The organism is Ruegeria sp. BB5, assembly GCF_056539405.1.
In genome coordinates this window covers 408,014-431,149 of sequence record NZ_JBQFUX010000001.1, presented here as the reverse complement: position 1 = coordinate 431,149, position 23,136 = coordinate 408,014, and the positions used below count along the sequence as shown (strand labels likewise).

Here is a 23,136-nt window from a genome sequence, read left to right as displayed (position 1 = left end):
TGTGCGGTGCCCCGAAATGGGGCACCGGACGATAGGTTACGGTGTGATTTGATTACTGAAGAAGCCCAGCTTCTTTATAGAACTTCTCGGCACCCGGATGCAGCGGAACGCCCAGCGCTTCGACGCCGTCCAGCGCGGTATCCGGCGTGATCTGCTTGCCTTTGGCATGGCCATTGTCCAGCAGCTTGCGTGTGTTGTCGTTCCACATCGCCTTGGTCAGTTGATAGACCAGATCATCCGACAGGTCCGAGGACACAACCAGCATCGCGCTGACCGCGGGGGTCTTGGTTTCGCCATCGATACCTTCATAAACCCCACCCGGAATGGCCGAGGGGATATAGGCCGGAATGATCTCGTTGATCTTGGCCAGGTCTTCGTCACTGAAGGAATGCAGGTTCATACCCTTGGTCGAGGACAGCTGTACCATCGCGGCAACCGGCCAGCCTGCGGCATAGAAGTAGGCGTCCAGCTGACCATCGGCCAAACGCTCGGCGCTTTGGCTGTTGTTCAGCTCGGCTTCGTCCATGTTGTCGCGGTTAACACCCCAGGCGTCCAGCATCTGCAGCACGGCAACCTGCGTGCCAGAGCCAGCCTGCGCGATACCGACGCGCTTGCCTTCCAGATCACCCAGATCGTTGATCGTCGATCCGGCTGGCAACACAAGGTGCAGGTCTTCGGGGAACAGATTGGCGACAATGCGCAGCTTGGGGTGCGGTTTACCTTCGAACTTACCCTCACCCAGATACATCGAGCGGGTGACATCCGCCGCCGCAAGGCCAGCTTCCAACTCACCGTTCTGAACAGCCGCGTTATTGAACACCGACGCGGTGGTCGATTGTGCAATCGCGATCAGGCCAGGAACACCGCACTGGCCGCCTTCTTCACAGGGGCGCGAACCCGGAGGGGCCGAGATACCGTTTGCGATGGTGCCGCCGATGGGGAAGTAGGTTCCGCCGGCACCGCCGGTGCCGATGCGGAAAAAGGTCGGGTCCTGCGCCAACGCCGGTGCGGCCAGCGCGCCAGCCAAAGCCAGTCCAGTCAAGCATTTCACTAGTTTCATTGTCATCTCCCAAGTAGGAACGTCGGATTCGGTTCGCCCGACTTCGATCCTGCAAGCGTAAAGGCAATTCTCATAAATACAAATTTGTTATATTTCACAAAATTAAATTTTAACTTATACATTGAGCATGAACCTCACCCAACTCACCGTTTTTCGCGAGGTGATGGAGTCCGGCTCCATCTCTCAGACTGCCAAGAAATTGCATCGGACGCAGCCTGCTATCAGCCTTGCCCTCAAGAACCTCGAAAAATCTTTGGGCCTGACATTGTTTGAACGCAAAGGACGTCGGCTGGTTCCGGTCCCCGAGGCGCATTACCTTCTGGCCGAGACCGCAGGCATTCTGGATCGCCTGTCAACGATCTCAAACACCATGGAGGGTTTGATCAAAGGGCATTCCGGCAGCCTGAATATCGCAACGATGCCGGGCCCTTCGGCCTTTTTGTTCCCGCGGTTCATCAGTCAGTCGGTGGGTGAAAACCCGGACATTCAAATCACGTTGTCCTCGCGGAGCTCTCCGCAAATTATGGAACTTGCGGGAACGCAGAATATCGATTTCGGCTTTGCTGATTTCGAGCATTCAGCCGGACGAAAAGCACAATATTCGGTCGAACTGATTCAGGCAGACTGTTTCTGCGCAATAGATTGCGATCATCCGCTTGCGTCCCAGGACAGCATTACGATTTCCGATTTGGACGGAACGCCGATGGGCGGGCTATACGCAACCCATCCGTTTCAGCGCAAAGTCCGGCGAGAGTTTCAGGACATATCCGCCAACTATAACCCGACCGTGACCTGTCAGTATTTCCTACCGCTCATTCCGTTTGTAAGTTCGGGCCAGTGCTGCACGATAGTTGATCCGCTGACCGTCGCAACTGAACGCGAGATGAACCTGTCCAACGGCAAGGTTGTGTTCGTACCTTTGGGCAATCCGCTCAGGTATGAATATGCGATCCTTGAACCCGCTCATCGCCCGCCGTCTCAGTTGGCCTTAAAGATCAAGGCTGGATGGAAAGCAGAAGTTTTGAAAATGCTCGAGGAAGTGAAGGCCAACCCCCACACAGAATGGGTTGGTGACGTGCGTGGCCAGCAGGTTTGACTGTCTTTGAAAGACGGGCAATGGTTTATCCGAAACCGCCCAAATCAGCGAATTTCAAGCACCTAAAAAGCCTAATATTTTTAGATTTTTCATGCGGCTAAACAGGATACTTATATCGCCAGATACTCTTCCCGAAGATTGGTATCTTCCAGCACCTCGTTCGCAGTCCCGTCAAACACAATGCTCCCGGTATCCAGAATAATCGCCCGGTCCGCCAGTTCCAAAGCACGAACGGCGTTCTGTTCGACGATGATCGTAGTCATGCCCTGTTGCTTGACATGAATAAGCGTTTTTTCGATCTCGTCGACGATTACAGGGGCCAAACCTTCATAAGGCTCATCCAAAAGCAAGACCTTGATGTCTCTAGCCAGTGCTCTGGCGATTGACAGCATCTGTTGTTCGCCGCCGGACAACGTAATTCCCTCTTGTTTGCGGCGCTCGCCCAAGCGCGGGAACAACTCGTATAACCTTTCCAACGACCATCCAATCGGCGGCGCGATTTGCGCAAGCTGCAGGTTTTCTTCGACAGTTAGGCCCGGAATAATTCGCCTATCTTCCGGGACAAGACCAAGACCCGCAGCTGCCGCTTCGTAGCTTGTCATATTGTGCAGCGGTTGGTGATCCAGCCAGATTTCGCCATGCCTTACTTCCGGCTCTCCGACCCTTGCGATGGAACGGAGTGTCGAGGTTTTGCCAGCGCCGTTTCGCCCAAGAAGAGCTAGAATCTCACCTTCGTGTACATTGAAGCTGACGCCCTGAACTATGTAACTTTCTCCGTAGTAGGAATGCATATCCCACACCGAAAGAAACGCAGGTGCGGTACTGGCCCTGTTCGCGTTTTTCGAAAAGTCAGGTTTCTCGTTCATAGCTTTTCCTTACGCTGCTTCGCCCAAATAGGCCTCTCGGACCTTTGGGTTGCCACGAATGTTTTCAGGCGTGTCTTCAACCAGGGGTGTGCCTTGCGCCAAAACCGTGATGCGTTCGGCCAGGCTGAAGACCACGTGCATGTCATGTTCAATGATCGCGATGGTGATGTCGCGCTCGTCTTTGATTTGCTTCAGCAGATCAATGGTATTGTTGGTATCAGCCCGCGCCATGCCCGCCGTGGGTTCGTCCAACAGCAGCAAGCGCGGGTTCTGACTGAGGCACATGCCGATCTCTAGCCGCCGCTTGTCACCACGGGACAGCGAAGCGGCGTGCATTTCGCGTTTGTCAGCCATGTTCATCTCTTCCAGCATCGCCTCGGCCTGTTCCACAACCGCCTTTTCATTGGCGATGGTCTCATAGGCGTGCATCCGAAAAGCCCCATCCCGCATTGCGAAGATCGGGATCAACATGTTTTCCATCACTGTCAGCTCGCCAAATATCTCGGGCGTCTGAAACACGCGGCTGATGCCCATCTGGTTAATCTGGAACGGCTCCAACCCAAGCACCGAATTGTTGTTGAACAAAACGGACCCGGTGTCCGGCATCAGCTTGCCCACCAAACAATTCAACAGCGTCGACTTACCTGCACCGTTGGGACCGATGATGGCGTGGACCGAGTTCTCTTCGACATTGAGGTTTACATCCGTCAGCGCCTTGAGACCACCGAAGCGCTTGCTGACTTCTTTGACTCTTAGAATTGCCATGGTTCGCCCCCTACTCGGCCGGTTCTGTTTTGCCCGACGTTGCATCGTCGGTATTAGATTTCTTGCGCTTAAAACGGTTGAGCAATCGTTGGCCACCTTCGACAAGACCGCCTGGCAGATAGATGACGACCAGCATGAACAGGATGCCCAGCGTCAAATGCCAACCTTTACCGATGAACGGATGGATCACGAAGACAACCGCATCCTCCAGCCCATCAGGCAGGAATGCGAACCAGCTGTGCAGGACGTTATCGTTGATTTTCGAGAAGATGTTCTCAAAATACTTGATAAATCCAGCACCCAGAACCGGACCGATCAGTGTTCCGGTGCCGCCAAGGATAGTCATCAGGACCACCTCTCCCGAGGCTGTCCATTGCATCCGTTCAGCACCAGCCAGCGGGTCCATCGCGGCCATCAGACCACCGGCCAGACCGGCATACATGCCCGAGATTACAAAGGCCGCCAGCGTGTAAGGCTTCGAGTTCAGACCCGTGTAGTTCATCCGCTGTTGGTTCGATTTCACCGCCCGCAACATCATGCCAAAGGGCGACCGGAAGATGCGGATTGACAGATAGAACACTACCATCAGGACAACCGCGCACAGGTAATAGCCCGCGTTAAAATCAAAGCTCCACGCGCCCACGTCCATTGTGTAGGTCGCACGCATCGGCAAGCCGAACAGGTGCGGCAGGTCCGGTGAATTGGCGCCCTGCAGGATCTGCGGATCATCTGCATAGACTTGCAGGCCGGTTTCCCCGTTCGTCAGGTTAAACTTGGGGTTCGATAGCACCGAATAAGCCAGCGCAAAACTCATCTGCGCGAAGGCCAGTGTCAGGATTGAAAAGTAAATTCCTGACCGGCGCAGGCTGACAAAGCCGATCAGCAGCGAAAACAATCCGGCGACGACCACACTTAGCGCAATGGCCGGAATGATGTTGTAGCTAAGTAGCTTGAACATCCAAACGGCGGAATAAGACCCTACCCCTAGAAAGGCCGCGTGACCGAAAGACAGGTATCCCGTCAAACCGAACAGGATGTTGAAGCCGATGGCGAAGATGCCAAAGATCACGAACCTCTGCATCAGATCCGGGTAACCCGCATTGAACTGCGCCATGGCGCTGCCTTCGGGGAACGGGTTCAGGATGAAGGGGGCCAGCAATGTCAGGATTGCAACGATGATCAGCAGGCCGGTGTCTTTTTTGTTTAGTCCCAGCATGGGCTTATTCCTCCATCACGCCCTTGCGGCCCATTAGACCGCGTGGACGTGTCAGCAGCACGATGATGGCGACAAGGTAGATGATGATCTGATTGATGCCCGGGATAGTAGTGGTTGCCCAGGTTGTTGAGGCAAAGCTTTCCAAAATACCCAGCAAGAACCCGGCCAGCACCGCGCCTGGCAATGAACCCATGCCGCCCACAACGACCACAACAAAGCTGAGAACCAGAAAATCCATGCCCATATGGTAATTTGGCGGATTAAGCGGGCCGTACATCACCCCGGCAAGGCCGGCCACGGCAGCGGCGATGCCGAACATGATGGTGAACCGGCGGTCGATGTTGATACCCAGCAGACCGACAGTTTCGCGATCCGCCATCCCGGCACGCACGACCATACCAAACGTGGTGAATTGCAGGAATGAGAACACCGCACCGATGATGCCCACCGCAAATCCGAAATAGACCAAACGCCAGATCGGATAGATGATCGCGTTGGGGTCGAACCCAACCATGATGCCCAAATCGACCGACCCGCTCAGCGCATCTGGCGGCGGGGTCTGGATCGGATTAGCGCCGAAGAAATACTTGACGATTTCCTGCAGCACGATAGCCAGTCCAAAGGTCACAAGGATCTGATCCGCATGAGGGCGCTTGTAGAAATGCTTGATCAGCCCACGCTCCATCACATAGCCAACCAGCAACATGATGGGGATCGCAAAAAGGATCGCCAGCGGAACGGACCAGTCAATGATGGTGGCTCCGACCTCGGGGCCGAACCAGGCCTCGACATAAGGCGTTTCAACTTTCAGCGGGTTGCCCAGAAAGTCCTTCTGGGTTTCGTCAAGCGTTTCGAAACTCAGGTTAAGAAGCTTCTGTAAGGTCACCGCACAGAACGCTCCGATCATGAACAGCGCCCCGTGGGCAAAGTTCACAACACCCAGCGTTCCGAAAATCAGCGTCAGGCCCAGCGCGATCAGCGCATAGGCCGAGCCCTTGTCCAGCCCGTTGAGAATTTGCAGTAGGATGGCGTCCATCGGCCCCACCTCAAGATTGGTCAGTGTAATTGAGTGGTCGTGACCGGGTTTTAGCGCCCGGCCACAAGGGGTCTGGCCGCCGAGACCGGCGGTCAGACATCAGCCAAAGGCCTTAAGCGCCCGGGTTGCACTTACCCAGTTCACCACCGGCGAACATCGGGTGTTCCGGATCGTACTCGACCTGCGCACGCGGCGTGATCTCGACGATTTCCAGCGTGTCGTACTCGTTGGTCGGGTTCTCGTTGCCCCGCACGACCAGCACGTCCTTGAAACACTGGTGATCCGCACCGCGATACCAAGTCGGACCATTGCCCAGCCCGTCGAACTCAAAGTCTTCCAGAGCTTCGACAATACCGCATGGATTGAAGGTTCCTGCCCGCTCACACGCATCCGCATAAAGCAGAACTTGCGCATAGCAGGTCTGGGCCGAGTTGGACGGAGGCTTGCCGTACTTCTCGCCAAAGGATTTCACGAAGGCTTTGGTGCCCTCATCCTGCAGCTGCCAGTTCCAGTTCATCGACCCCAAGACGCCTTTGATGTTTTCACCCGCACCAGCGGCCATCAACTCGGAATACAGCGGCACGACGATCTTGAAGTCCTTGCCATTGGCGACCTTGTCCAGCAGGCCGAATTGAATTGCGTTGGTCAGCGAATTCACCATGTTCCCGCCGTAATGGTTCAGAACCAGAACATCCGCACCCGAATTTAGAACCGGGGCGATATAGGACGAAAAGTCCGTTGACGCGAGTGGTGTCTTAACCGTGTTGACCGTTTCCCATCCCAAGGCTTCGGTCGAGGCGACGATCGACTCTTCCTGGGTCCAACCCCAGTTATAGTCGGCCGTTAGGTGATACGCGCGACGTTCCTTGCCCATCTCAGCCGCCAACACCGGTGCAAGCGCTGCACCCGACATGTAGGCGTTGAAGAAATGACGGAACCCGTTGGCTTTTTTATCCTTGCCCGTGGTGTCGTTCGCGTGGGTCAGACCCGCCATAAAGATCACGCCGGCCTCTTGGCACAGACCCTGAACCGCGACAGCCACGCCTGAAGACGAGCCACCGTTGATCATGATCGCGCCGTCTTTTTCAATCATCGATTTGGCAGAGGCACGCGCGGCGTCCGATTTGGTCTGCGTGTCACCCGTAACAAATTCGACTTTCTTGCCAAGGATGCCGTTCCCCTGAAGCGCCTTGGATGTGAAGGTATTAAGGCAACCCCCGTCCCCTTCGCCGTTCAGATGTTCGACCGCCAGTTGCTGAGCAAGCAGTTCGTCATTGCCTTCTTCGGCGTAAGGTCCGGTTTGCGGAACATTGAAACCCAAAGTGACAGATGCCCCTGTCGGCTCGTTGGTGAAAGCAGCAGCCGACGAAGCCGTAAAGATTGTAGGCAGGGCCAGACCGGTACCTGCAACGGCACCAGACTTCAGCACGCCGCGGCGTGTGACAGATTTGTTGGTCATTCATTCCTCCCATTTTCGTTCTTTCGCCCTCTGGCTCCTCTTCCAGCGGACAAAAGCGCACTTTTGTGCATCTCAATAATGGAAAGCGGAATGAAAATTCCTCAATAAATTCCTATTTTTGAAACATAATTTTGTAAAAAAATTCACGAATAATAATATTTTTTGTAAATAATATGGTGCGCCACCATTTAGCATTGCCGATTTTCATATGCTTAGGTGTGAATTTCAATGGCAACAATTTTCGGCCTTCACCACCCGATAGATCCGCAATCATACATCTCGGCTGAACGTCCAAACCGGCCTCGCCCTAAGATTGCATCCAGTGGACACATGACGTTCAAAGATCGGGATTTCAACACCTGAATTTCTACGCCCAAAGCGCTTAACCCCAATCTGGAAATAAAACCTGGCTTTAGAAGTCACAGCCGCTCGGGCCAGCAACCCCAGCGGCACCAAACTGGGAAAGGTTCGGTAAAACGACTTTGTTTCTGGCTGCGTCCGAGACTGTCGGATCAGCTTGTGCGTTGCTTATAATACGTGTCTTTGTGAACGATCAGCCCATCGCGGTAGGTCAAGATGTCGACGCTTAGAAACTCTTCCTTGGTGCCATCCTTGTGCGTGGCCGTGCGGCGATATTCACAACAGGCTTTGTTTCCAGAAATGGTGCAGTCAAGTGTTTCCCAATGCACGTTCGCAACCTTTTCAAACAGGGATGAAAAGGCGCTGCGAATGGCCTCGGCACCTTCCAGACGTATGCCATGTTCTTCGGGGCCAACAGCATGGTCAAATGTCGCGTCGTCTGCAAAATGCTTCATCACAGCGTCAATGTCGTTCGCGTTAAAAGCGTCGCCGACCGAGTCGACAAGGTCACGGGTCAAAGCGGTCATGATTGCAGTCCTTTTCCTTGAAGCATGTCGCAAGTGTGTTTGAAGAAGAGGCTTGCCGGGTCGACAAGCACATTCAGTTCGTCAAAGTGATCCACGCCCGGCACGAAATAGAGACCCACTTTGCGATCTGCTGTTTCGTATTTTTCGACATACATGCGTGCCTGTCGGTGGAATTCCTCGGTTTCCGCACCGCCGACCACAACCAGTTGAGGCGCATTGGTGACCGGGGGGTGGCTGGTCATCGGGCTTTCAGCCTCGGCTTCTGTTGGATCCATGCGGATGCCCGCATTCAGCGCTTCGGTCAGACGGACCGGTTCGAGATAGCTGAGCGGTGACACCGGGATACCGGATTTTATCAGGTCCGCGGGAAGATCATCACCAAACGCAGGCCAATCTGTTGCCATCATCATCTGGGTGATATGTCCGCCAGCGGAATGACCCATCACGGTGATGCGGTCTGGATTGATGCCCAGATCGCGCGCGTTGCGCCAGATATAGGCCATGGCCTCACGCGCTTCTTCTGAAATACGCGTAATGGTCACGGATGGGCAAAGATCGTAGCCGACGACAACAACATTGAACCCCGCGGCAACAAAGGGTGGCGCTATGAAACTGTAAATCGATTTGTCACCACGCTGCCAATAGCCGCCGTGGAAATAGACCAATGTCGGCGCAGCCGCGTCCAAGCAGCGGAAGACATCCAACCTTTGCTTCTCGCCTTCCCCATAGCGGAAGTCCAGGCTGCAATCGCAGGTAGCGCGCGCTGTCTCGCTATCGCTGCTCCAACCGGGAATGACGGTCACTTCATAGTCCGGTCGCCCTGCCCTTAGATTATATTGAGCGTCGAATTCATCAGGGCCGAAGCGTGTGTGAAAGGTCAGATGATCGCTCATGATGAAGCCTCGGGCTGGGGCGCGGAGAAGAACGCGCCGCGGCAAAAGACAAGGGGCGGAGCGGGCGCGTGGGCGTAGTTGATGACGCGGCCCAAGAGGATCTCGTGATCGTCTGCGTCGACCCTGCTGTGAACCGTACACTCCAATTGCGTCGAGGCACCGGGGATCAAGGGGGTCGCGGTTCCGGGGATCCAATCGGTGTCGGTAAATCGGTTTTCGACATCGCTCGCAAAGTGCATAGCAAGGTCTTTCTGCTCGGCCGACAGGATATTGACCGCAAAATGATCCGATTGCGACAGCGTTGGGAAGACCCGGCCTGACTTTGCAACACAGACCGAGATCACCGGCGGCTGCAATGAGACCGAAGTGAATGAGTTGGCGGTCAGACCCCACGGTTCTCTGTCCGCGTCATAGGTGGCTACAATGGTAACACCCGTCGGAAAGGCGCCAAGTGCGCGGCGATATTCTCGGAGGTCCATCATAACACCCCTTCGCTGGCACAGGCTTTTTCTAAGGCAGCCCATTCATCGGGGTTGGTCCCGAACGGGCGCATGACGTGATCCTGATAGGCGGGGCGTTCCGCCAGCCGCTGATACCAGGCCTCGACATTCTGCAAGGACGGGCGGTCGACCTCGACGTTAAAATAACGATAGGCCACACATCCCAAGGGAATATCTGCCATGGTGAAGCTGTCACCGCAGACATAGGTGCGCTCCGCAAGGTGCCGGTCCAGAAGGGTCAGGGCCTCGTGCGCCTCATCGCGCAGCTTGGCGATCTTTTCGGGGTCACGCTTGCCCGGTTGCGTGCGCACCGTTGCGAAGAACAGATAGATCACCGATCCAAAGGCGCGGCTTGCCGACCATTCCATCCATTGATCCGCAATCGCGCGGGTCTGAATATCGGATGGGCTCAGCGTTCCTGCCCCGTATCGATCACAGAGGTAGCGTACGATGGCAAGGCTTTCCCACAGCGCAAAATCCCCGTCGCGGATCGCCGGGATCATCTTGTTGGGATTGATCTGCGCATACATCTCGGTGTCGAGCTTGCCAAAGCTGCCCCCGGCAAGTTGCAGCGCGTAGTCCAACCCCAGTTCATTCGCTGTCCAGATCACCGGAATGACGTTCGACGAATAGGGTCGCCCCCAAATCTCAAGCATGTTCCAGCATCCTTTTTTGCGCGATGGACTGCGTGCCGAACCTGGGAACGACATGCTCAAACAGACGATGCCAGCTGGCCAGAATTTTCTCGTAGGGTACGCCGGTATATTGCTGCATCAGCATGAGGTGATCGAGGCCGATGGTTTCCTGCCGTTCTGCAAAACGATCCGCAACATATTCGGCATCACCCACCACAATGATCCCGCGTTTGTTGAGGAAATCAAACCAGTCCATGTCCTCATCTTCGGGGGTCATCTCTTCGCCGACATCCAGATAGCCGTGCTTGGTCCATTCCCCCTTGGGACGCGACCCGCCGAGAAATTCGTAATAGGCATTGATCGGACCACGGATTGTGTTCACCGCTTCTTCCATGCTTTCACCGACATAAAACGCTGTGCAGACACCAACGCCCTCGCCAAGACTTACCTCGCGCCCTTCGCGTTGCGACAGGGCCTGGCGGTAGGGCTCCCAACAGGCCAGCGTCACCTTGGGGCCAGCCGCCATCGAGATCACGCCCCAACCGCGTTCCCCGGCCAGTTTGAATGTGGGCGGTGCATTTGACATCAGCCAGACCGGAGGGTGAGGGTTGGAATAGGGGCGCGGATGCACATACATCGCTTTGTATTCGCCATCTTCATCGTGATAACGCGGATCCAGAGGGTCAAAGAACCGGTTGCTCTCTTTCCAGCCGGGAACAGGGAATTGATAGAACTCACCATGATGGGTGAACGCTTCGTTGGTCCAGGCTTTCAGGATAATCTCAAGGCTCTCCTGATACAGCCGCATAACCTTGGCATTGTCGCGCCGGTCCGCATCTTTATTGAACTGGAGGGTTGAGCGTTCATTGATGCCCTTGGCGACGCCGAAATCAAAACGGCCGAGCGTCATATTATCCAGCATCGCGGCATCTTCAGCCACGCGCAAAGGATGCCAGTCAGGCAAAATGATGGGCGCTGTTCCAACCCGCAGCGTCTTGCAATGCGCGGCAACGTGGGTCCCCATCTGGATCGGGTTGGGCGGCGCATTCATATAACCGTTATGGGCAAAGTGATGCTCGGTGAACCATGCGGTTGTGAACCCTGCCTGCTCGGCCAGCGAACACTGTTCGAGGATCATCTCCAGCGTGCGCGTCCATGGAATCGTCTCACCGGGGCTAAAATTGGCAATCAAATCAAAGCGCATAACTTTCTCCCAGCCGATGGAAAATCAGTTGATTTTTCCCCTTCTTTTCAACTAAGTTGATTTGAGCTCGAAAAGTCAACTAAAATCATTTATTCTGAAGTCATGAAAAGTGACGTGTCTCAGACCGACGCCCAAAGGCTCGGCAGTGAAATTCGCGAAGTGCGCAAAGCGCGTGGATTGACCCTACAACACCTGTCCGAGGTGGTGTCGTGCTCCAAAGCCTATCTCAGCCGAATTGAACTTGGGGCGGCCAAGGTGTCGAACGACCTGCTTGGCGAAATCAGCGATGCGCTTGCAGTTGAACCCAATTGGTTCTTTCCCAAACAGGAAGGCAACGGGCCTCTTGAGCGAAAGCACGTCGTGCGACGCGAAAACCGTAGGGCGCTGTCCGCGATGTACACGCGCTCAACTGATGAATTAGGTTTTGAGGACGAGTTACTTTCCAGCACCTTGTCTGGCCAATGCTACCTGATACTGTCTCGCTTTCGCCCAGGGGCAGGCACGCCACCGGAACCCCTGGAAGGTTATTCATTTGAAGGCGAACAACATGCTATCGTCCTGAGCGGTGAAGTCGAGCTGCGCCTTGGCGATGAAATCATTGTCCTTCGTGAAGGCGACAGTTTTTCCTACCCCTCGATGATCGCACACCGCTTTCGCAACCGAACAGATAAAGAGGCCTCGATGGTCTGGGCGATGTCACCGATACGAATTACTTGGTGACTGTTGGCCGGAGGTTACCAAAGCCAGAAATTTTTAATTGTATTGTGAAAAGTCGGCACACAGACCGGTTCAAAAGGCAGTCAGAAGGTGGTCGATTTCGCCTTTAATATGGCGGTGCTGTCAGACGAATTCGAACCAGTCTCAGTTTGCCGTGGAAACCGCGAACCTATCCGGAACAAAGTTGACGTCACTCGCTAAGAGTGGCGGCGCGGGTCAGCTTGAAGGTGTCTCGGCTGGTCAGCGATCTTTGCTGGTTGAAGTGGTTGTAGACGGAGGAATGGACGGAGGCGAATTTCTGTAGACTTCGCATGCGCCTGAACCGTTGCATGGCGCGTTCGCGTCGTCGGAAAGGAAGGTGTGAATTCTCGACGCGGTTATTGAGCCACCTTCCCGTCTGCTGTTTTTCGGTAGCTCCGAGCTCTCTGAGAGCAGCCAGATACGACGCGAAGCGATCGGTGACTACTTCTTCAGCTTAACCGTGCCGCTTCATCAATTTCCTGAGGAAATTCAATGCAGCTTGCTTGTTTCGGCGTTTGGTGACGATTGCTTCCAGCACTTCGCCCTCATGATCGACAGTCCGCCAGAGGTAGTGTCTCTTGCCATTCACCTTCACGAAAACCTCGTCCACGTGCCACTTCCATTTGGAGAACGCGCGCAGTTGCTGAACACGCTTCCGACTGATCTCAGCAGCAAACATTGGGCCAAACCTGTTCCACCAATGCCGGACAGTTTCGTGCCTCACGTCGATGCCTCGCTCGTGCAACAGATCTTCGACATTCCGAAGCGAGAGCGGGAAACGGATGTACAGCATCACTGCAAGGCGGATGACCTCGGGACTGGTTTTGAAGTATTTGAAAGAGGCGGGTCTGGTCATTGGCAAAAGCTAGGCAACCGCCCTGCCCCGCCCAAGCGAAGTTAGTCTGACAAGACCTTCCTTTGGGCTCCTTCGCAGTCATTGGCAGACCTGCAGCATTACGCCAGCCGACGTCGGCCCAGAGCCGACCTTGACCACAGGTTCTGATTGCGGCTGTGCGGCCCGTCGAAGCTGCCATTCGCTGCGGCTGCATGATCGACGACAGAACGAATTCACACAACGCACAACATAGCCGCCAATCTCGCGGAATACCCTGCCGCAGTTTAAGACCTGCCTTTCGGCCAATGATCCTGCAGCAAAACTATGGCAGTGCGCCCGGCCTCCAGAGCTCGGTCCGCCTCGTCTTCAGTTCCTGCCAAACGAGCCAGAGTGATCGTACCCATCAGGAGTGCCATCGCAGCCAGGCCCTGGTCCGAGCCGGTTTCCGGCGTGTCCCGCAAAAGGGCCGCCATGCGATCCGAAGCTTGAGCGCCCGCGTGCCGAGATGCGCCCTTGGTGCGGGCAAGCTCGGTTCCCATCGCCGCCAACGGGCATCCATGCCGACTGTCTTGAACATGAGCTTGGGACAGGTACTTGGCTATGTAGTCCTGACGTTCCTTCCCTCGCCCTTCGCTGGATTCCTCGCGTTCCATGCCTGAAACAACATCGTCGATCGCGTGCCGGAAGGCTGTCGCGATCAAATCCTCTTTCGACTCAAAGTGCCGGTAGAAACCACCATGTGTCATTCCGGCTGCCTTCATGACGTCAGCGACGCTTGTCGCTTCGACCCCGCGTTCGCGGAACAACTGCGCTGCAGCATCCAGTATCCTGTTGTGACTGCGCTTTTTTTCCGCTTCCGACATTCTCGGCATTTTCGCGCTCCTAGGCGGGGTTGACAATTAAGATTACATGTATCATCTAAATTATAGATTGCAAGCATCATCTAAAGGAGTGTGCCCGTGCCTGCCAAGCCTAAGATCCTCGTCACCAGCGCAAGCGGCAAGACCGGGCTGCAAGTCGCGCTTCAACTCAGAGCCAAAGCCTATCCTGTCCGCGCTTTCATACGGCAGAGGGATCATCGCTCTGATATTCTCGAACGCGCGGGCGCTGAACTATTCGTGGGTGACCAGTATTCCCTGAGCGACATGCGCTCGGCGATGAAAGGCGTGCAGCGGGCGTATCAATGCGCTCCGACAGCACCCAATGGGCTGCACTTCAGTGCGGTCTTCACCGCTGCGACTTACGAAGCAAAGGTCGAACACGTCGTTACACTTAGCCAATGGCTTTCGAGCGTAGATCACCCATCACTGTTTACACGTGAAGTATACCTGGGCGATATCCTGATCGGCATGCGTCCCGAGATGTCTGTGACCACGGTGAATGTCGGCTGGTTTGCCGAAAACTACCTGATGGTACTGGGCATGGCGGCCCATCTTGGGACGTTCACGATGCCGCTCGGCGACGGCGACGTGAAGAAGAATGCCGCCCCCTCAAACGAAGACATTGCCCGCGTGGTTGTCGGTGCCTTGACGGATCCGGCACACCATGCAGGCAAGACTTATCGTCCCACGGGTCCAACGCTGCTGTCGCCCAACGAGATCGCCGAAGCAATGGGCCGCGCGCTGGGGCGGCGGGTACGCTATGTCGATATTTCCGAACGAATGATGATCAAAGCGCTGAAAGCCCTTCGCCCTGCAAACTATTCGGAAGCGGCAGTCACCCAGCTTGCAATCTATTCAGAAGAGTACAGGCGAGGCGCCTTCGCGGTGAATGCCCCAACCGAAGACGTGTTCCAAGTCAGCGGGCACGAACCAGAAGCCTTCGAAAGCATTGTACGACGCAAGGTTGCTGAACAACCCGACCTGGTGCGCAGCCTGTCCGGCAGCATTGGCGCGATCGGCATTTTCCTGAAGATTCTCACGACGCGCCCGTTCGATCTTGATCACGCTCAGAAGCAGCGAGACTACGTGCAGCTCTCATCCGCTTCGTACTGTCAGGACAATGCGGCCTGGACAGAAAAGCACCAACCCAAGGACGTACAAACCGAACCGAAGCGTGTTGCCTGAGACCGCAAACGACGAAGGATTGTCTCCCAAGACGAAAGGACCTCTAAATGAACATTCAGGACGAACTTATCACTCGAAACCAGGAATTCTCTGCGGGCTTTGACAGTGCTGACCTGCCGATCCTGCCAAAGTTGCGAACGGTTGTTCTGACCTGCGGTGATGCCCGGGTCGATCCCGCGCACATCCTCGGACTGGAGCTTGGCGACGCGGTTGTGATCCGAAACAATGGCGGACGGGTTACGCGCGCCGCAATCGAAGAAATCGCCACCCTCGCCTTTCTGGTGAGCGCTATGACGGAGGGCCGCGAACAGGGGTTCAACGTCATCCTGATGCAGCACACACAATGTGGAGCCGAGCGGCTGTCCAATCCGGACCTTCAGGACGCGCTGTTAAAAAAGCTTGGGATTAACGTATCCGAATACGCAATCACGGATCAGGAAAGCGACCTTTCGGCAGACATCAAGCGTCTAGCGGCAGCACCGGAGGTACCGGACGCGATCACCGTCTCGGCCTTGCTTTACGATGTCGCCACTGGAAAAGCCCAAGAGATTACTCCAGCCGCTTCACTGGGGACAATCCGGGCCGAGGCGAGCGTATCGCAAACTGCGGCTCGAGCATGAAGGTCTGCCCACCCCCTATTCACGTAAACAGGCGCATATCGAAAGGATCGATCAGATGACCCCCACAGTGATATTCCTTCTTCAATTCGCGATGAGTCTCTTTGTCTTTGCTCTGATCGCGGCATGGTACGTTGCACCTTGGCTTGCACGGCTGTCGGTGGCTGCGGCGCTCTCAATGCTGCTGTTGCCGCATGCTTTCCGACACATCGGAATGAGCTTCATGGTACCAAATCTCAACAACGGAGGTTTGCCCGAGGTGTTCGCAACCAGCGCCAGCTATGGCGATCTACTCTCGGCGTTTCTGGCAATCGCCGCGCTTATCGCTTTGCGATGGAGATCAGTGGTTGCCCTTCCGTTGGTGTGGGGTTTCAACATCCTTGGTACTGTCGATCTGGTGAACGCCTTGCGCCAGGCCGAGGCAATTAACTACTTTGGCCCCACTTGGTTCATTCCAACATTCTTTGTGCCGGTACTTTTGGTCACGCATGTGATGATCTTTGCACGGCTGTTGAAGGCAGATGGCCCCAAGACAGCCTCGGCATGAGAGGACAGGTATTGTTCCAGGGCAGGCAGCGCTGCTGCCCGCCCCAACTGAGTCTCACGGCCCTTTCCGGACCTTCGTCCCACCCTCACGATGCTGCAGCCGCAATCCGGTTACCGGTCTTTCGCTGCGATTGCGCGCTATGGTGCTGTCCGAACTCACAGTTTGGGGGACGAAGCGTAAATTCGCTACAGTTGACGCAAAAGTCAGCTTAGATGCCCAGTGTGCTGTCAGCGACCAGAAAGCCTGAGTCAACATTCAACAGAATTGTATCGCGCGCGCTCCTTACCTGTGCGGACCGCCTCTTCGTGCATCGGTTTCAACTGTGGTGCACTCCGCATGAAATCCACAGCCCTGGCCGCGATCATCATCGTAGGTGCATTGAGATTGGCGCTTGTAATCTCTGGCAAAACCGAAGCATCCACTACGCGCAAGGCTTCAATTCCGTGCACACGAAATTTGTTATCAACCACCGCCAGTCCATCATAGCCCATCCGACAGGTGCACGACGGATGAAAAGCGGTTTCCACTCTCTCGCGCAGCATGGCCTCGATATCCTCACTTGTTCGACAATCGGCACCCGGAGTCATTTCCGCGCCGCGAAATTCGTCAAAGGCCGGTTGCGCCACAAGCTCTCGCGCGCGGAGCACACCTTCTCCCATTTCGCGCAGGTCGTCGGGGTCGGCAAGATAATTGAAATGCAACCTTGGTGGTCCCCGAGGCGTGGTGCGGTTAAGTTCGATGTAGCCTTTCGTTCGTGGTCTTGCATGATCTACGTTGACTGAGAACGCCTGATTGATCGTGATACGATCCCCTTGAACCGTAAATCCCAAGGGGCCGAAATGGTACTGAAGATTGGGATGGGAAACATCATCATTGCTGCGTATGAGGCCACCCGCTTCCCATATGTTGGACGTAGCGATGCCCTGGCCGGTCAGGGCCCATTGCACCCCTGCGGTCGCCCTGACCAAAGGATTGCCGATGCGGTGAAATGCAAGCCGTTTGCGGCAGGCAAACTGCAGCTTTATCTTGGCATGATCCCGAAGATTTTGGCCAACGCCAGGCAAATCAGCAAGAACTTGGATGCCGCAATCACGCAAATGATCCGCCGGACCTATACCGGACAACATGAGCAATTGAGGCGAGTTGATCGCTCCGCCACACAAGACAACTTCTCGTTTCGCCCTTACAGTCTTATGCTCCCCAGCCAGCTGGAACGTCACACCCTCAACGCGGTGACGGCGAATTTCCAGTTTTTCGACATGGGCTCCAGTTTGCATTTTGAGGTTCGGGCGCCGTAATGCCGGGGTCAGGTAAGCTGTTGCGGCGCTGCACCTGCGATTGCGGCTTTTCGTAGCGTCATAGCGCGCCACGCCCTCAGGATGCTGACCGTTCAGATCATCACTTGCTCCCTGTCCGGCTTGTGCGCCAGCCTCAAGAAAAACGTCGAATAGTGGGTCAGTGTTATCTGTGCGTGTTACTTTTAGAAGGCCCGAGTTTCCTCGCCAATCATTGGCTCCTTGATCATAGCTTTCGGCTGCCTTGAAATAAGGAAGGCAGTCGGCATACCCCCAACCCGCAAGTCCATGATCGCGCTCCCAGCGGTTAAAATCGTCTGGATGACCACGCATATAGACCATTGAATTGATCGAAGAAGACCCTCCCACAACTCGCCCTCGCGGGGTTGGTATCCGGCGGCCATTCAACCCGGCTTCGGGTTCCGATACGTAATTCCAATTGATCCGTTTGTTTCGGAAGGCCCGATAAACTCCGGCGGGAATTTGTATCATGACGTTACGGTCAATTGGCCCGGCTTCGAGAAGTAAGACAGAAACTGACGGATCGCGACTCAATCCTTCGGCAACGACACAGCCGGCCGAACCGGCGCCAACAATGACAAAATCGTATTCGTCTATCTTCATGCAATCCTCGAAACATGCTCATGCACAATGCATTAACTCTGTCAGAGAAGAAAGAAGTCCATACACAGCCTGAAGTTTAGACCAGTGTCTGCTTTAGGTCAGATTGCAGCAGTTGGTGCTGTCAGACTAATTCGAACTAGTCTCAGTTTGCCTCGGAAACCGCGAACCTATCCGGAACAAAGTTGACGCCACTCGCTAAGAGCGGCGGCGCGGGTCAGCTTGAAGGTATCTCGGCTTGCGAGCGATCTTTCCTGGTTGAAGTGGTTGTATACGGAGGAATGGACGGAGGCGAATTTCTGTAGACTTCGCATGCGCCTGAACCGTTGCATCGCGCGTTCGCGTCGTCGGAAAGGAAGGTGTGAATTCTCGACGCAGTTATTGAGCCACCTTCCCGTCCTTTGTTTTTCGAGTGCACCCAATTGTCTGAGCGCAGCCTCATAGGATGCAAAATGGTCGGTAACGATCTCTTCGGCGCAACCATGCCGCTTCATCAATTTATTGAGGAATTTCAGTGCTGCAGCTTTGTTTCGCCGTTTCGTGACAACGGCTTCCAGCACCTCACCTTCGTGATCAACGGCCCGCCAAAGATAATGCCTCTTGCCATTTACCTTCACAAAGACCTCGTCCACATGCCACTTCCATTTGGAGTATGTTCTAAATTGCTGAATACGCTTTCTTCCGGTCTCAGAAGCAAACACCGGACCAAACCTGTTCCACCAATATCGGACAGTTTCGTGGCTCACGTCGATGCCTCGCTCATGCAACAGATCTTCGACATTCCGAAGCGAGAGCGGGAAACGGATGTACAGCATCACCGCAAGGCGGATGATCTCAGGACTGGTTTTAAAGTATTTGAAGGAGGCAGGTCTGGTCATGGGCAAAAGCTACGCAACACCCCTGCCCCGCTCAACCAAAGTTCTTCTGACAAGACCGGAGCGCCTGTTCGGCTTCTGACATCCCCAGATCCGTCGTCCCTGATACAGGATCTTCCCTCCCTGATCCGTAGTCACAATTCCCTGTTCCCACGAGAAAATTCCCTGTTCCACCTTTTAGGGAATTGGCAACATAAACCTCTGAAAAACATACAGTACCGATAGGAGAAATGACGGAACTCAGTCCCGTTTTGCGGAATTTCCCTGTAAATTGCGGGTTATCAGGGAAATCCAGCTCAAAGCGACCCCGACAAAATGTGGCACTGAGACTGAGGCCTGAATTCTACTCAGAGTGTACGGTTTGCTCCGTCTCTGATTGAAAGCGCATGCGCCAACTCGCGGGAACTGCGGAACAATTCAGGATCAGAAAATACAACTGAAGAGAGACAGGTATGAGTGGCGGGGAGACAGGGATTCGAACCCTGGGGACGCTCTCACGCCCAACGGTTTTCAAGACCGCCGCATTCGACCACTCTGCCACCTCCCCGCGTGGGGCTGGGTCTAAGGCCAACTGAAATCGGTGGCAAGAGCAAATAGGGAATTCTCGCCTAAGGATGTGCAGTGGTCTTTCCATGACACCTCACCCACGTTATGCTTTGCAGGAAAGACCGTAACAGACCGGCAAGACAGAACCGGCAATTGGCGGCGGGGTTCAGGAAACGAGACCCCTTCAGGCAAGGGATGACAAAATGAAGCGAGCGACTGAGACACGCGTAAAACCGCGATCGTGGGCGGTGCTGGCCGTGACATTGGCAATTCTGGCGGGGTGTGACGAGACACTGTCGACCGAGGAAGCATTGTCGGACGCACCAAGTGACGGCACCCAGACCAGCGGTACCGTCGAACTGTTTCCCGGTCATTCAGACAAATCAGGCGCAACGGTCGAAGCGCCAGAGGCCTTCAATGTGACCGAGGCCGCGCTGTGGGATGGGCGTCCGTCCTTGGGCGGTATCTGGGTTGCCCACCCGGATGTGACCCAACCCGAACGCGTTGTCATCAAGAATCCGAAAAACAACAAATCTGTGAATGGCGCCTTGTTCCGGCGGGAAAGAAACCTGCCCGGCCCGGCTTTACAACTGTCCTCTGCGGCCGCTGGCAAGCTGGGTATCCTTGCGGGTGCGCCGACCAAGGTTCAGGTTACTGCCCTGCGGCGCAAACCCGTAGAAAAAGAAGAACCCAAGCCCGAAGAAACCGCGACAACCGAGAATAGATCGGTCACCGATGAAGCAAAATCAAAAGACGCAGCCATAGAAACGGCTACGGCAGATGCCGAAAAACCCACAAAGCGGAAATGGTGGCAAAAGAAGGAAACGGTTGCCGCAGCAGGTGCAGCCGGAGCCGCTGCAGCGGCAACAGGCGACGCCGCAGCTGAAGCAACCGCCGATGCCGCGGAAGACGTGGTTGAAACCGCAGCTCAGGCAACAGCGTCACCTACTCAATCTGACCCCGAAGTCACCTCGCCCGAGGAAAAGCCAGCCAAACGGAAGTGGTGGCAAAAGAAGGAACCGGTTGCCGCAGCGGGCGCAGCCGGAGCTACCGCGGCGGCAACAAGCGACACCGCAGCTGAGGCAACCGCTGATGCGGTGGGAGAAGTGGTAGAAACCGCAACTCAGCCCACCGCGGCCCCCTCTCTGTCTGACCCCGAAGTCACCCCTCCCGAGGACAAACCGGCTAAACGGAAGTGGTGGCAAAAGAAAGATCCTAACGAGATCACTGAAACGCCGCTTGACCCCGTTGCAGGTGCTGCAGCCGCGATTGAAGCGGCCGACCCCACCCCGGTAAGCGCGCCTGCTCCGGTGGCTCAGGATCCAGCACCACGATCTCTGACCAAGCCGTTTGTTCAGGTTGGAACCTTCAATGTCGAAGCCAATGCCAAGAGCGCGGCGCAAAAAATTGAGCGGAACGGAATGACTGCCAACGTTCGCGAGCTGAAGACCGACGACAAAACGGTCTGGCGCGTGCTGGTTGGCCCGGCAAAAACCCGCTCGGAACGCAACGCATTGCAAAGCGACGTCAGAGACCTTGGGTTTTCCGACGCGTTCTCTGTCAAGAATTGAAACAAAGGAGGCCCCTCGTGCTGTCCTCACTGCGATCATCCGTTTTGACCCTTGGGCTGGCTGTGTTTGCCCTGCCCGCCCAAGCCTTTGATACAACAGCCCGCGCGGCATATGTGGTAGATCAGACCACAGGTACGGTTCTACTGTCCAAAGAGGCCGATCTGCCCCTACCGCCTGCCTCTATGTCCAAGCTTATGACGCTTTACGTGGCGTTCGAGGCACTGCGCGATGGCCGCCTGACATTGGATGAAACACTGCCGGTTTCGGAACACGCCATGAGCTATGGCGGCTCAACCATGTTCTTGAACACGCAGGACCGCGTTAGGGTCGAGGACCTGTTGCGCGGCATTATCGTACTGTCGGGCAACGACGCTTGCGTGGTGATCGCCGAGGCGCTCAGCCCTGACGGAACCGAGGCTGGGTTTGCCCGATACATGACGCAACGTGCGCAGCAAATGGGCATGAACAATTCCAACTTTGCCAACTCGAACGGCTGGCCCGCTGCCGGTCATATGATGTCCACCCATGACCTGGCTGTGTTGGCAAATCATCTGATTTCGGATTTCCCGGAATACTACCCCCTGTTCGCCGAGGAAGAGTTTGAATTCGATGGCCGCGCGCCGTCGAACAAACGCAACCGCAACCCGCTGCTCAAGCTGGGGATCGGTGCCGACGGTCTGAAGACCGGCCACACGCAAGAGGCCGGGTATGGCCTTGTCGGGTCGGCCAAACAGGGTGACCGTCGGGTGATTTTTGTACTCTCAGGTCTCGACAGCACCAGCAAACGGGCAGAGGAGGCTGAGGCCGTGGTTAACTGGTCGTTTCGAAATTTTGTCGAGAGGACAGTTGCCAACGCGGACACGCCAATAGCCGAGGCCAAGATCTGGATGGGCGCGCAAAAGACCGTGGGTCTGGTCCCGGAAGAGGACTTGTCGCTGCTGTTCCCAGTTCTGGGTGACAAGAATATTGAGGCCGAGGTTGTCTATGACGGGCCGGTCAACGCGCCAATTGAAAAGGGCCAACAAATGGCTGAGCTGGTTATCAAACCGGAAGGATTGCCGGAAATCCGCCGCCCATTGGTGGCGTCTGAAAGCGTCCCGGCCGGAGGCTTCGTGGTGCGTATGATGACCGTGGGCGGTATCTTTCTGACCGATGTGATCGGCAATCCACTGGACGCATTGTGACAAAGTCCGGGTTGTTTCTGACCTTCGAAGGCATTGATGGATCAGGCAAATCATCGCAGGCACGCATGCTGGCCGAGCGTTTGCGCGATCTTGGTCATGAGGTCGTGCTGACGCGCGAACCCGGTGGCTCGGTCGGGGCCGAAGAGATCCGCCGCCTGGTTTTGGAAGGCGACCCCGACCGCTGGTCGGCCGAAACGGAATTGCTGTTGTTCACTGCCGCGCGGCGGGATCATTTGGAACGCACAATCGAGCCCGCTCTTGCCGCTGGCAAAGTGGTTATCTGTGACCGATTTGCCGATAGTACTCGCATGTACCAGGGCCTGTCGCGCGGCGATTTGCGCGGGGTGGTTGATCAATTGCACAGCTTGGTGATTGGGCGCGAACCCGATCTGACACTGCTGATCGACATGGACCCACAAACCGGTCTGGCCCGCGCCAAGGGGCGACAGGGCACAGAAGAACGGTTCGAAGATTTCGGCATCGATCTGCAGCAAAAGATGCGCGCCGGATTTCTGGCGCTGGCCGATGAGTTTCCGGACCGCTTTCGCGTGATTGACGGCAACCGCGACATGGACAGCGTTGCACAGGATGTGACAGATATCGTTCTGCAAGCTTTGTGACTGA

General features: G+C 55.6%; 22 protein-coding genes, 1 tRNA gene and 1 pseudogene. 8 read left to right on the top strand and 16 right to left on the bottom strand.

Features of this window, described 5'->3' with window-relative positions; all coding sequences use genetic code 11:
- Positions 1 to 52: 52 nt before the first annotated feature.
- Complete coding sequence (locus ACR0DL_RS02160; protein WP_170348216.1) at positions 53 to 1,060, bottom strand: TAXI family TRAP transporter solute-binding subunit; 1,008 nt, start codon at positions 1,058 to 1,060, stop codon at positions 53 to 55.
- Positions 1,061 to 1,187: 127 nt separating this feature from the next.
- On the opposite strand from ACR0DL_RS02160, the gene ACR0DL_RS02155 reads away from it, so the two are divergent.
- On the top strand, positions 1,188 to 2,156 hold the full coding sequence (locus tag ACR0DL_RS02155) for a LysR family transcriptional regulator (RefSeq protein ID WP_480687368.1): 969 nt from the start codon (positions 1,188 to 1,190) through the stop codon (positions 2,154 to 2,156).
- Positions 2,157 to 2,266: 110 nt separating this feature from the next.
- Here ACR0DL_RS02155 and ACR0DL_RS02150 read toward each other — a convergent pair whose 3' ends face one another.
- The 10 genes from ACR0DL_RS02150 to ACR0DL_RS02105 all read right to left on the bottom strand — a co-directional run bounded on the left by ACR0DL_RS02150 (position 2,267) and on the right by ACR0DL_RS02105 (position 11,617).
- Positions 2,267 to 3,022: an ABC transporter ATP-binding protein gene (locus tag ACR0DL_RS02150; protein ID WP_170348214.1), complete on the bottom strand. Its 756-nt coding sequence runs from the start codon at positions 3,020 to 3,022 to the stop codon at positions 2,267 to 2,269.
- Between the two features lie 9 nt (positions 3,023 to 3,031).
- Entirely contained in the window at positions 3,032 to 3,787 is a 756-nt protein-coding gene (locus ACR0DL_RS02145; RefSeq protein ID WP_170409253.1) for an ABC transporter ATP-binding protein, read from the bottom strand.
- Positions 3,788 to 3,797: 10 nt separating this feature from the next.
- Positions 3,798 to 5,003: a branched-chain amino acid ABC transporter permease gene (locus tag ACR0DL_RS02140; protein WP_170513086.1), complete on the bottom strand. Its 1,206-nt coding sequence runs from the start codon at positions 5,001 to 5,003 to the stop codon at positions 3,798 to 3,800.
- A 4-nt stretch (positions 5,004 to 5,007) separates the two neighbouring features.
- Entirely contained in the window at positions 5,008 to 6,039 is a 1,032-nt protein-coding gene (locus ACR0DL_RS02135; RefSeq protein WP_425080889.1) for a branched-chain amino acid ABC transporter permease, read from the bottom strand.
- Positions 6,040 to 6,151: 112 nt separating this feature from the next.
- Positions 6,152 to 7,498 carry a substrate-binding protein gene (locus tag ACR0DL_RS02130; protein WP_170348210.1) on the bottom strand — a complete coding sequence of 449 codons (1,347 nt, stop codon included), beginning with the start codon at positions 7,496 to 7,498 and terminating at the stop codon, positions 6,152 to 6,154.
- A gap of 512 nt (positions 7,499 to 8,010) precedes the next feature.
- Positions 8,011 to 8,385 carry a nuclear transport factor 2 family protein gene (locus ACR0DL_RS02125; protein WP_480687366.1) on the bottom strand — a complete coding sequence of 125 codons (375 nt, stop codon included), beginning with the start codon at positions 8,383 to 8,385 and terminating at the stop codon, positions 8,011 to 8,013.
- Positions 8,382 to 9,278 (bottom strand): alpha/beta hydrolase, encoded by an 897-nt coding sequence (locus ACR0DL_RS02120; RefSeq protein WP_480687364.1) that lies wholly within the window; start codon positions 9,276 to 9,278, stop codon positions 8,382 to 8,384. The genes ACR0DL_RS02125 and ACR0DL_RS02120 overlap by 4 nt, the downstream gene beginning before the upstream one ends.
- Positions 9,275 to 9,760 (bottom strand): flavin reductase family protein, encoded by a 486-nt coding sequence (locus tag ACR0DL_RS02115; protein ID WP_480687362.1) that lies wholly within the window; start codon positions 9,758 to 9,760, stop codon positions 9,275 to 9,277. The genes ACR0DL_RS02120 and ACR0DL_RS02115 overlap by 4 nt, the downstream gene beginning before the upstream one ends.
- Entirely contained in the window at positions 9,757 to 10,434 is a 678-nt protein-coding gene (locus ACR0DL_RS02110; protein WP_480687360.1) for a glutathione S-transferase family protein, read from the bottom strand. Before ACR0DL_RS02110 ends, ACR0DL_RS02115 begins: the two co-directional genes overlap by 4 nt.
- Positions 10,427 to 11,617, bottom strand: a complete 1,191-nt coding sequence (locus tag ACR0DL_RS02105) for an LLM class flavin-dependent oxidoreductase (protein ID WP_170409251.1) — start codon at positions 11,615 to 11,617, stop codon at positions 10,427 to 10,429. Before ACR0DL_RS02105 ends, ACR0DL_RS02110 begins: the two co-directional genes overlap by 8 nt.
- Before the next feature lie 114 nt (positions 11,618 to 11,731).
- On the opposite strand from ACR0DL_RS02105, the gene ACR0DL_RS02100 reads away from it, so the two are divergent.
- Positions 11,732 to 12,337, top strand: a complete 606-nt coding sequence (locus ACR0DL_RS02100) for a helix-turn-helix domain-containing protein (RefSeq protein WP_170357727.1) — start codon at positions 11,732 to 11,734, stop codon at positions 12,335 to 12,337.
- A gap of 187 nt (positions 12,338 to 12,524) precedes the next feature.
- Here ACR0DL_RS02100 and ACR0DL_RS02095 read toward each other — a convergent pair.
- Positions 12,525 to 13,211, bottom strand: a pseudogene (locus ACR0DL_RS02095) (IS6 family transposase).
- A gap of 263 nt (positions 13,212 to 13,474) precedes the next feature.
- On the bottom strand, positions 13,475 to 14,062 hold the full coding sequence (locus ACR0DL_RS02090) for a TetR/AcrR family transcriptional regulator (RefSeq protein ID WP_480646216.1): 588 nt from the start codon (positions 14,060 to 14,062) through the stop codon (positions 13,475 to 13,477).
- Between the two features lie 87 nt (positions 14,063 to 14,149).
- Here ACR0DL_RS02090 and ACR0DL_RS02085 point away from each other — a divergent pair, with 87 nt between their 5' ends.
- The 3 genes from ACR0DL_RS02085 to ACR0DL_RS02075 are packed head-to-tail and all read left to right on the top strand — an operon-like array spanning position 14,150 to position 16,420.
- Positions 14,150 to 15,256, top strand: a complete 1,107-nt coding sequence (locus ACR0DL_RS02085) for an NmrA family NAD(P)-binding protein (protein ID WP_480662271.1) — start codon at positions 14,150 to 14,152, stop codon at positions 15,254 to 15,256.
- Positions 15,257 to 15,303: 47 nt separating this feature from the next.
- Positions 15,304 to 15,876 (top strand): carbonic anhydrase, encoded by a 573-nt coding sequence (locus tag ACR0DL_RS02080; protein ID WP_480662273.1) that lies wholly within the window; start codon positions 15,304 to 15,306, stop codon positions 15,874 to 15,876.
- A 55-nt stretch (positions 15,877 to 15,931) separates the two neighbouring features.
- Positions 15,932 to 16,420 carry a hypothetical protein gene (locus tag ACR0DL_RS02075; RefSeq protein ID WP_170348200.1) on the top strand — a complete coding sequence of 163 codons (489 nt, stop codon included), beginning with the start codon at positions 15,932 to 15,934 and terminating at the stop codon, positions 16,418 to 16,420.
- A 248-nt stretch (positions 16,421 to 16,668) separates the two neighbouring features.
- On the opposite strand, the gene ACR0DL_RS02070 is transcribed toward ACR0DL_RS02075, so the two are convergent.
- The 3 genes from ACR0DL_RS02070 to ACR0DL_RS02060 form a co-directional block, all read right to left on the bottom strand.
- Complete coding sequence (locus ACR0DL_RS02070) at positions 16,669 to 18,339, bottom strand: GMC family oxidoreductase (protein ID WP_480687357.1); 1,671 nt, start codon at positions 18,337 to 18,339, stop codon at positions 16,669 to 16,671.
- A gap of 167 nt (positions 18,340 to 18,506) precedes the next feature.
- The gene (locus ACR0DL_RS02065) at positions 18,507 to 19,214 is read right to left on the bottom strand and encodes an IS6 family transposase (RefSeq protein WP_480687355.1); all 708 of its coding nucleotides are present in this window, start codon (positions 19,212 to 19,214) and stop codon (positions 18,507 to 18,509) included.
- A gap of 454 nt (positions 19,215 to 19,668) precedes the next feature.
- Positions 19,669 to 19,758 (bottom strand) — tRNA-Ser (locus ACR0DL_RS02060).
- Between the two features lie 202 nt (positions 19,759 to 19,960).
- Here ACR0DL_RS02060 and ACR0DL_RS02055 point away from each other — a divergent pair.
- The 3 genes from ACR0DL_RS02055 to tmk are packed head-to-tail and all read left to right on the top strand — an operon-like array spanning position 19,961 to position 23,132.
- Positions 19,961 to 21,328 carry an SPOR domain-containing protein gene (locus tag ACR0DL_RS02055; protein WP_480687353.1) on the top strand — a complete coding sequence of 456 codons (1,368 nt, stop codon included), beginning with the start codon at positions 19,961 to 19,963 and terminating at the stop codon, positions 21,326 to 21,328.
- A 17-nt stretch (positions 21,329 to 21,345) separates the two neighbouring features.
- Positions 21,346 to 22,512 (top strand): D-alanyl-D-alanine carboxypeptidase family protein, encoded by a 1,167-nt coding sequence (locus ACR0DL_RS02050; protein ID WP_480687351.1) that lies wholly within the window; start codon positions 21,346 to 21,348, stop codon positions 22,510 to 22,512.
- Positions 22,509 to 23,132 (top strand): dTMP kinase, encoded by a 624-nt coding sequence (gene tmk / locus ACR0DL_RS02045; protein ID WP_480687349.1) that lies wholly within the window; start codon positions 22,509 to 22,511, stop codon positions 23,130 to 23,132. The genes ACR0DL_RS02050 and tmk overlap by 4 nt, the downstream gene beginning before the upstream one ends.
- Positions 23,133 to 23,136 lie beyond the last annotated feature (4 nt).

Bases quoted from the DNA above. Each gene is read 5' to 3' on its own strand.
- ACR0DL_RS02110 (WP_480687360.1), bottom strand. From the start codon at position 10,434: ATGCTTGAGATTTGGGGGCGACCCTATTCGTCGAACGTCATTCCGGTG.
- ACR0DL_RS02135 (WP_425080889.1), bottom strand. From the start codon at position 6,039: ATGGACGCCATCCTACTGCAAATTCTCAACGGGCTGGACAAGGGCTCG.
- ACR0DL_RS02130 (WP_170348210.1), bottom strand. From the start codon at position 7,498: ATGACCAACAAATCTGTCACACGCCGCGGCGTGCTGAAGTCTGGTGCC.
- ACR0DL_RS02140 (WP_170513086.1), bottom strand. From the start codon at position 5,003: ATGCTGGGACTAAACAAAAAAGACACCGGCCTGCTGATCATCGTTGCA.
- ACR0DL_RS02090 (WP_480646216.1), bottom strand. From the start codon at position 14,062: ATGCCGAGAATGTCGGAAGCGGAAAAAAAGCGCAGTCACAACAGGATA.
- ACR0DL_RS02145 (WP_170409253.1), bottom strand. From the start codon at position 3,787: ATGGCAATTCTAAGAGTCAAAGAAGTCAGCAAGCGCTTCGGTGGTCTC.
- ACR0DL_RS02105 (WP_170409251.1), bottom strand. From the start codon at position 11,617: ATGCGCTTTGATTTGATTGCCAATTTTAGCCCCGGTGAGACGATTCCA.
- ACR0DL_RS02120 (WP_480687364.1), bottom strand. From the start codon at position 9,278: ATGAGCGATCATCTGACCTTTCACACACGCTTCGGCCCTGATGAATTC.
- ACR0DL_RS02070 (WP_480687357.1), bottom strand. From the start codon at position 18,339: ATGAAGATAGACGAATACGATTTTGTCATTGTTGGCGCCGGTTCGGCC.
- ACR0DL_RS02150 (WP_170348214.1), bottom strand. From the start codon at position 3,022: ATGAACGAGAAACCTGACTTTTCGAAAAACGCGAACAGGGCCAGTACC.
- ACR0DL_RS02080 (WP_480662273.1), top strand. From the start codon at position 15,304: ATGAACATTCAGGACGAACTTATCACTCGAAACCAGGAATTCTCTGCG.
- ACR0DL_RS02160 (WP_170348216.1), bottom strand. From the start codon at position 1,060: ATGAAACTAGTGAAATGCTTGACTGGACTGGCTTTGGCTGGCGCGCTG.
- ACR0DL_RS02115 (WP_480687362.1), bottom strand. From the start codon at position 9,760: ATGATGGACCTCCGAGAATATCGCCGCGCACTTGGCGCCTTTCCGACG.
- ACR0DL_RS02125 (WP_480687366.1), bottom strand. From the start codon at position 8,385: ATGACCGCTTTGACCCGTGACCTTGTCGACTCGGTCGGCGACGCTTTT.
- ACR0DL_RS02065 (WP_480687355.1), bottom strand. From the start codon at position 19,214: ATGACCAGACCTGCCTCCTTCAAATACTTTAAAACCAGTCCTGAGATC.
- ACR0DL_RS02155 (WP_480687368.1), top strand. From the start codon at position 1,188: ATGAACCTCACCCAACTCACCGTTTTTCGCGAGGTGATGGAGTCCGGC.
- ACR0DL_RS02075 (WP_170348200.1), top strand. From the start codon at position 15,932: ATGACCCCCACAGTGATATTCCTTCTTCAATTCGCGATGAGTCTCTTT.
- ACR0DL_RS02055 (WP_480687353.1), top strand. From the start codon at position 19,961: ATGAAGCGAGCGACTGAGACACGCGTAAAACCGCGATCGTGGGCGGTG.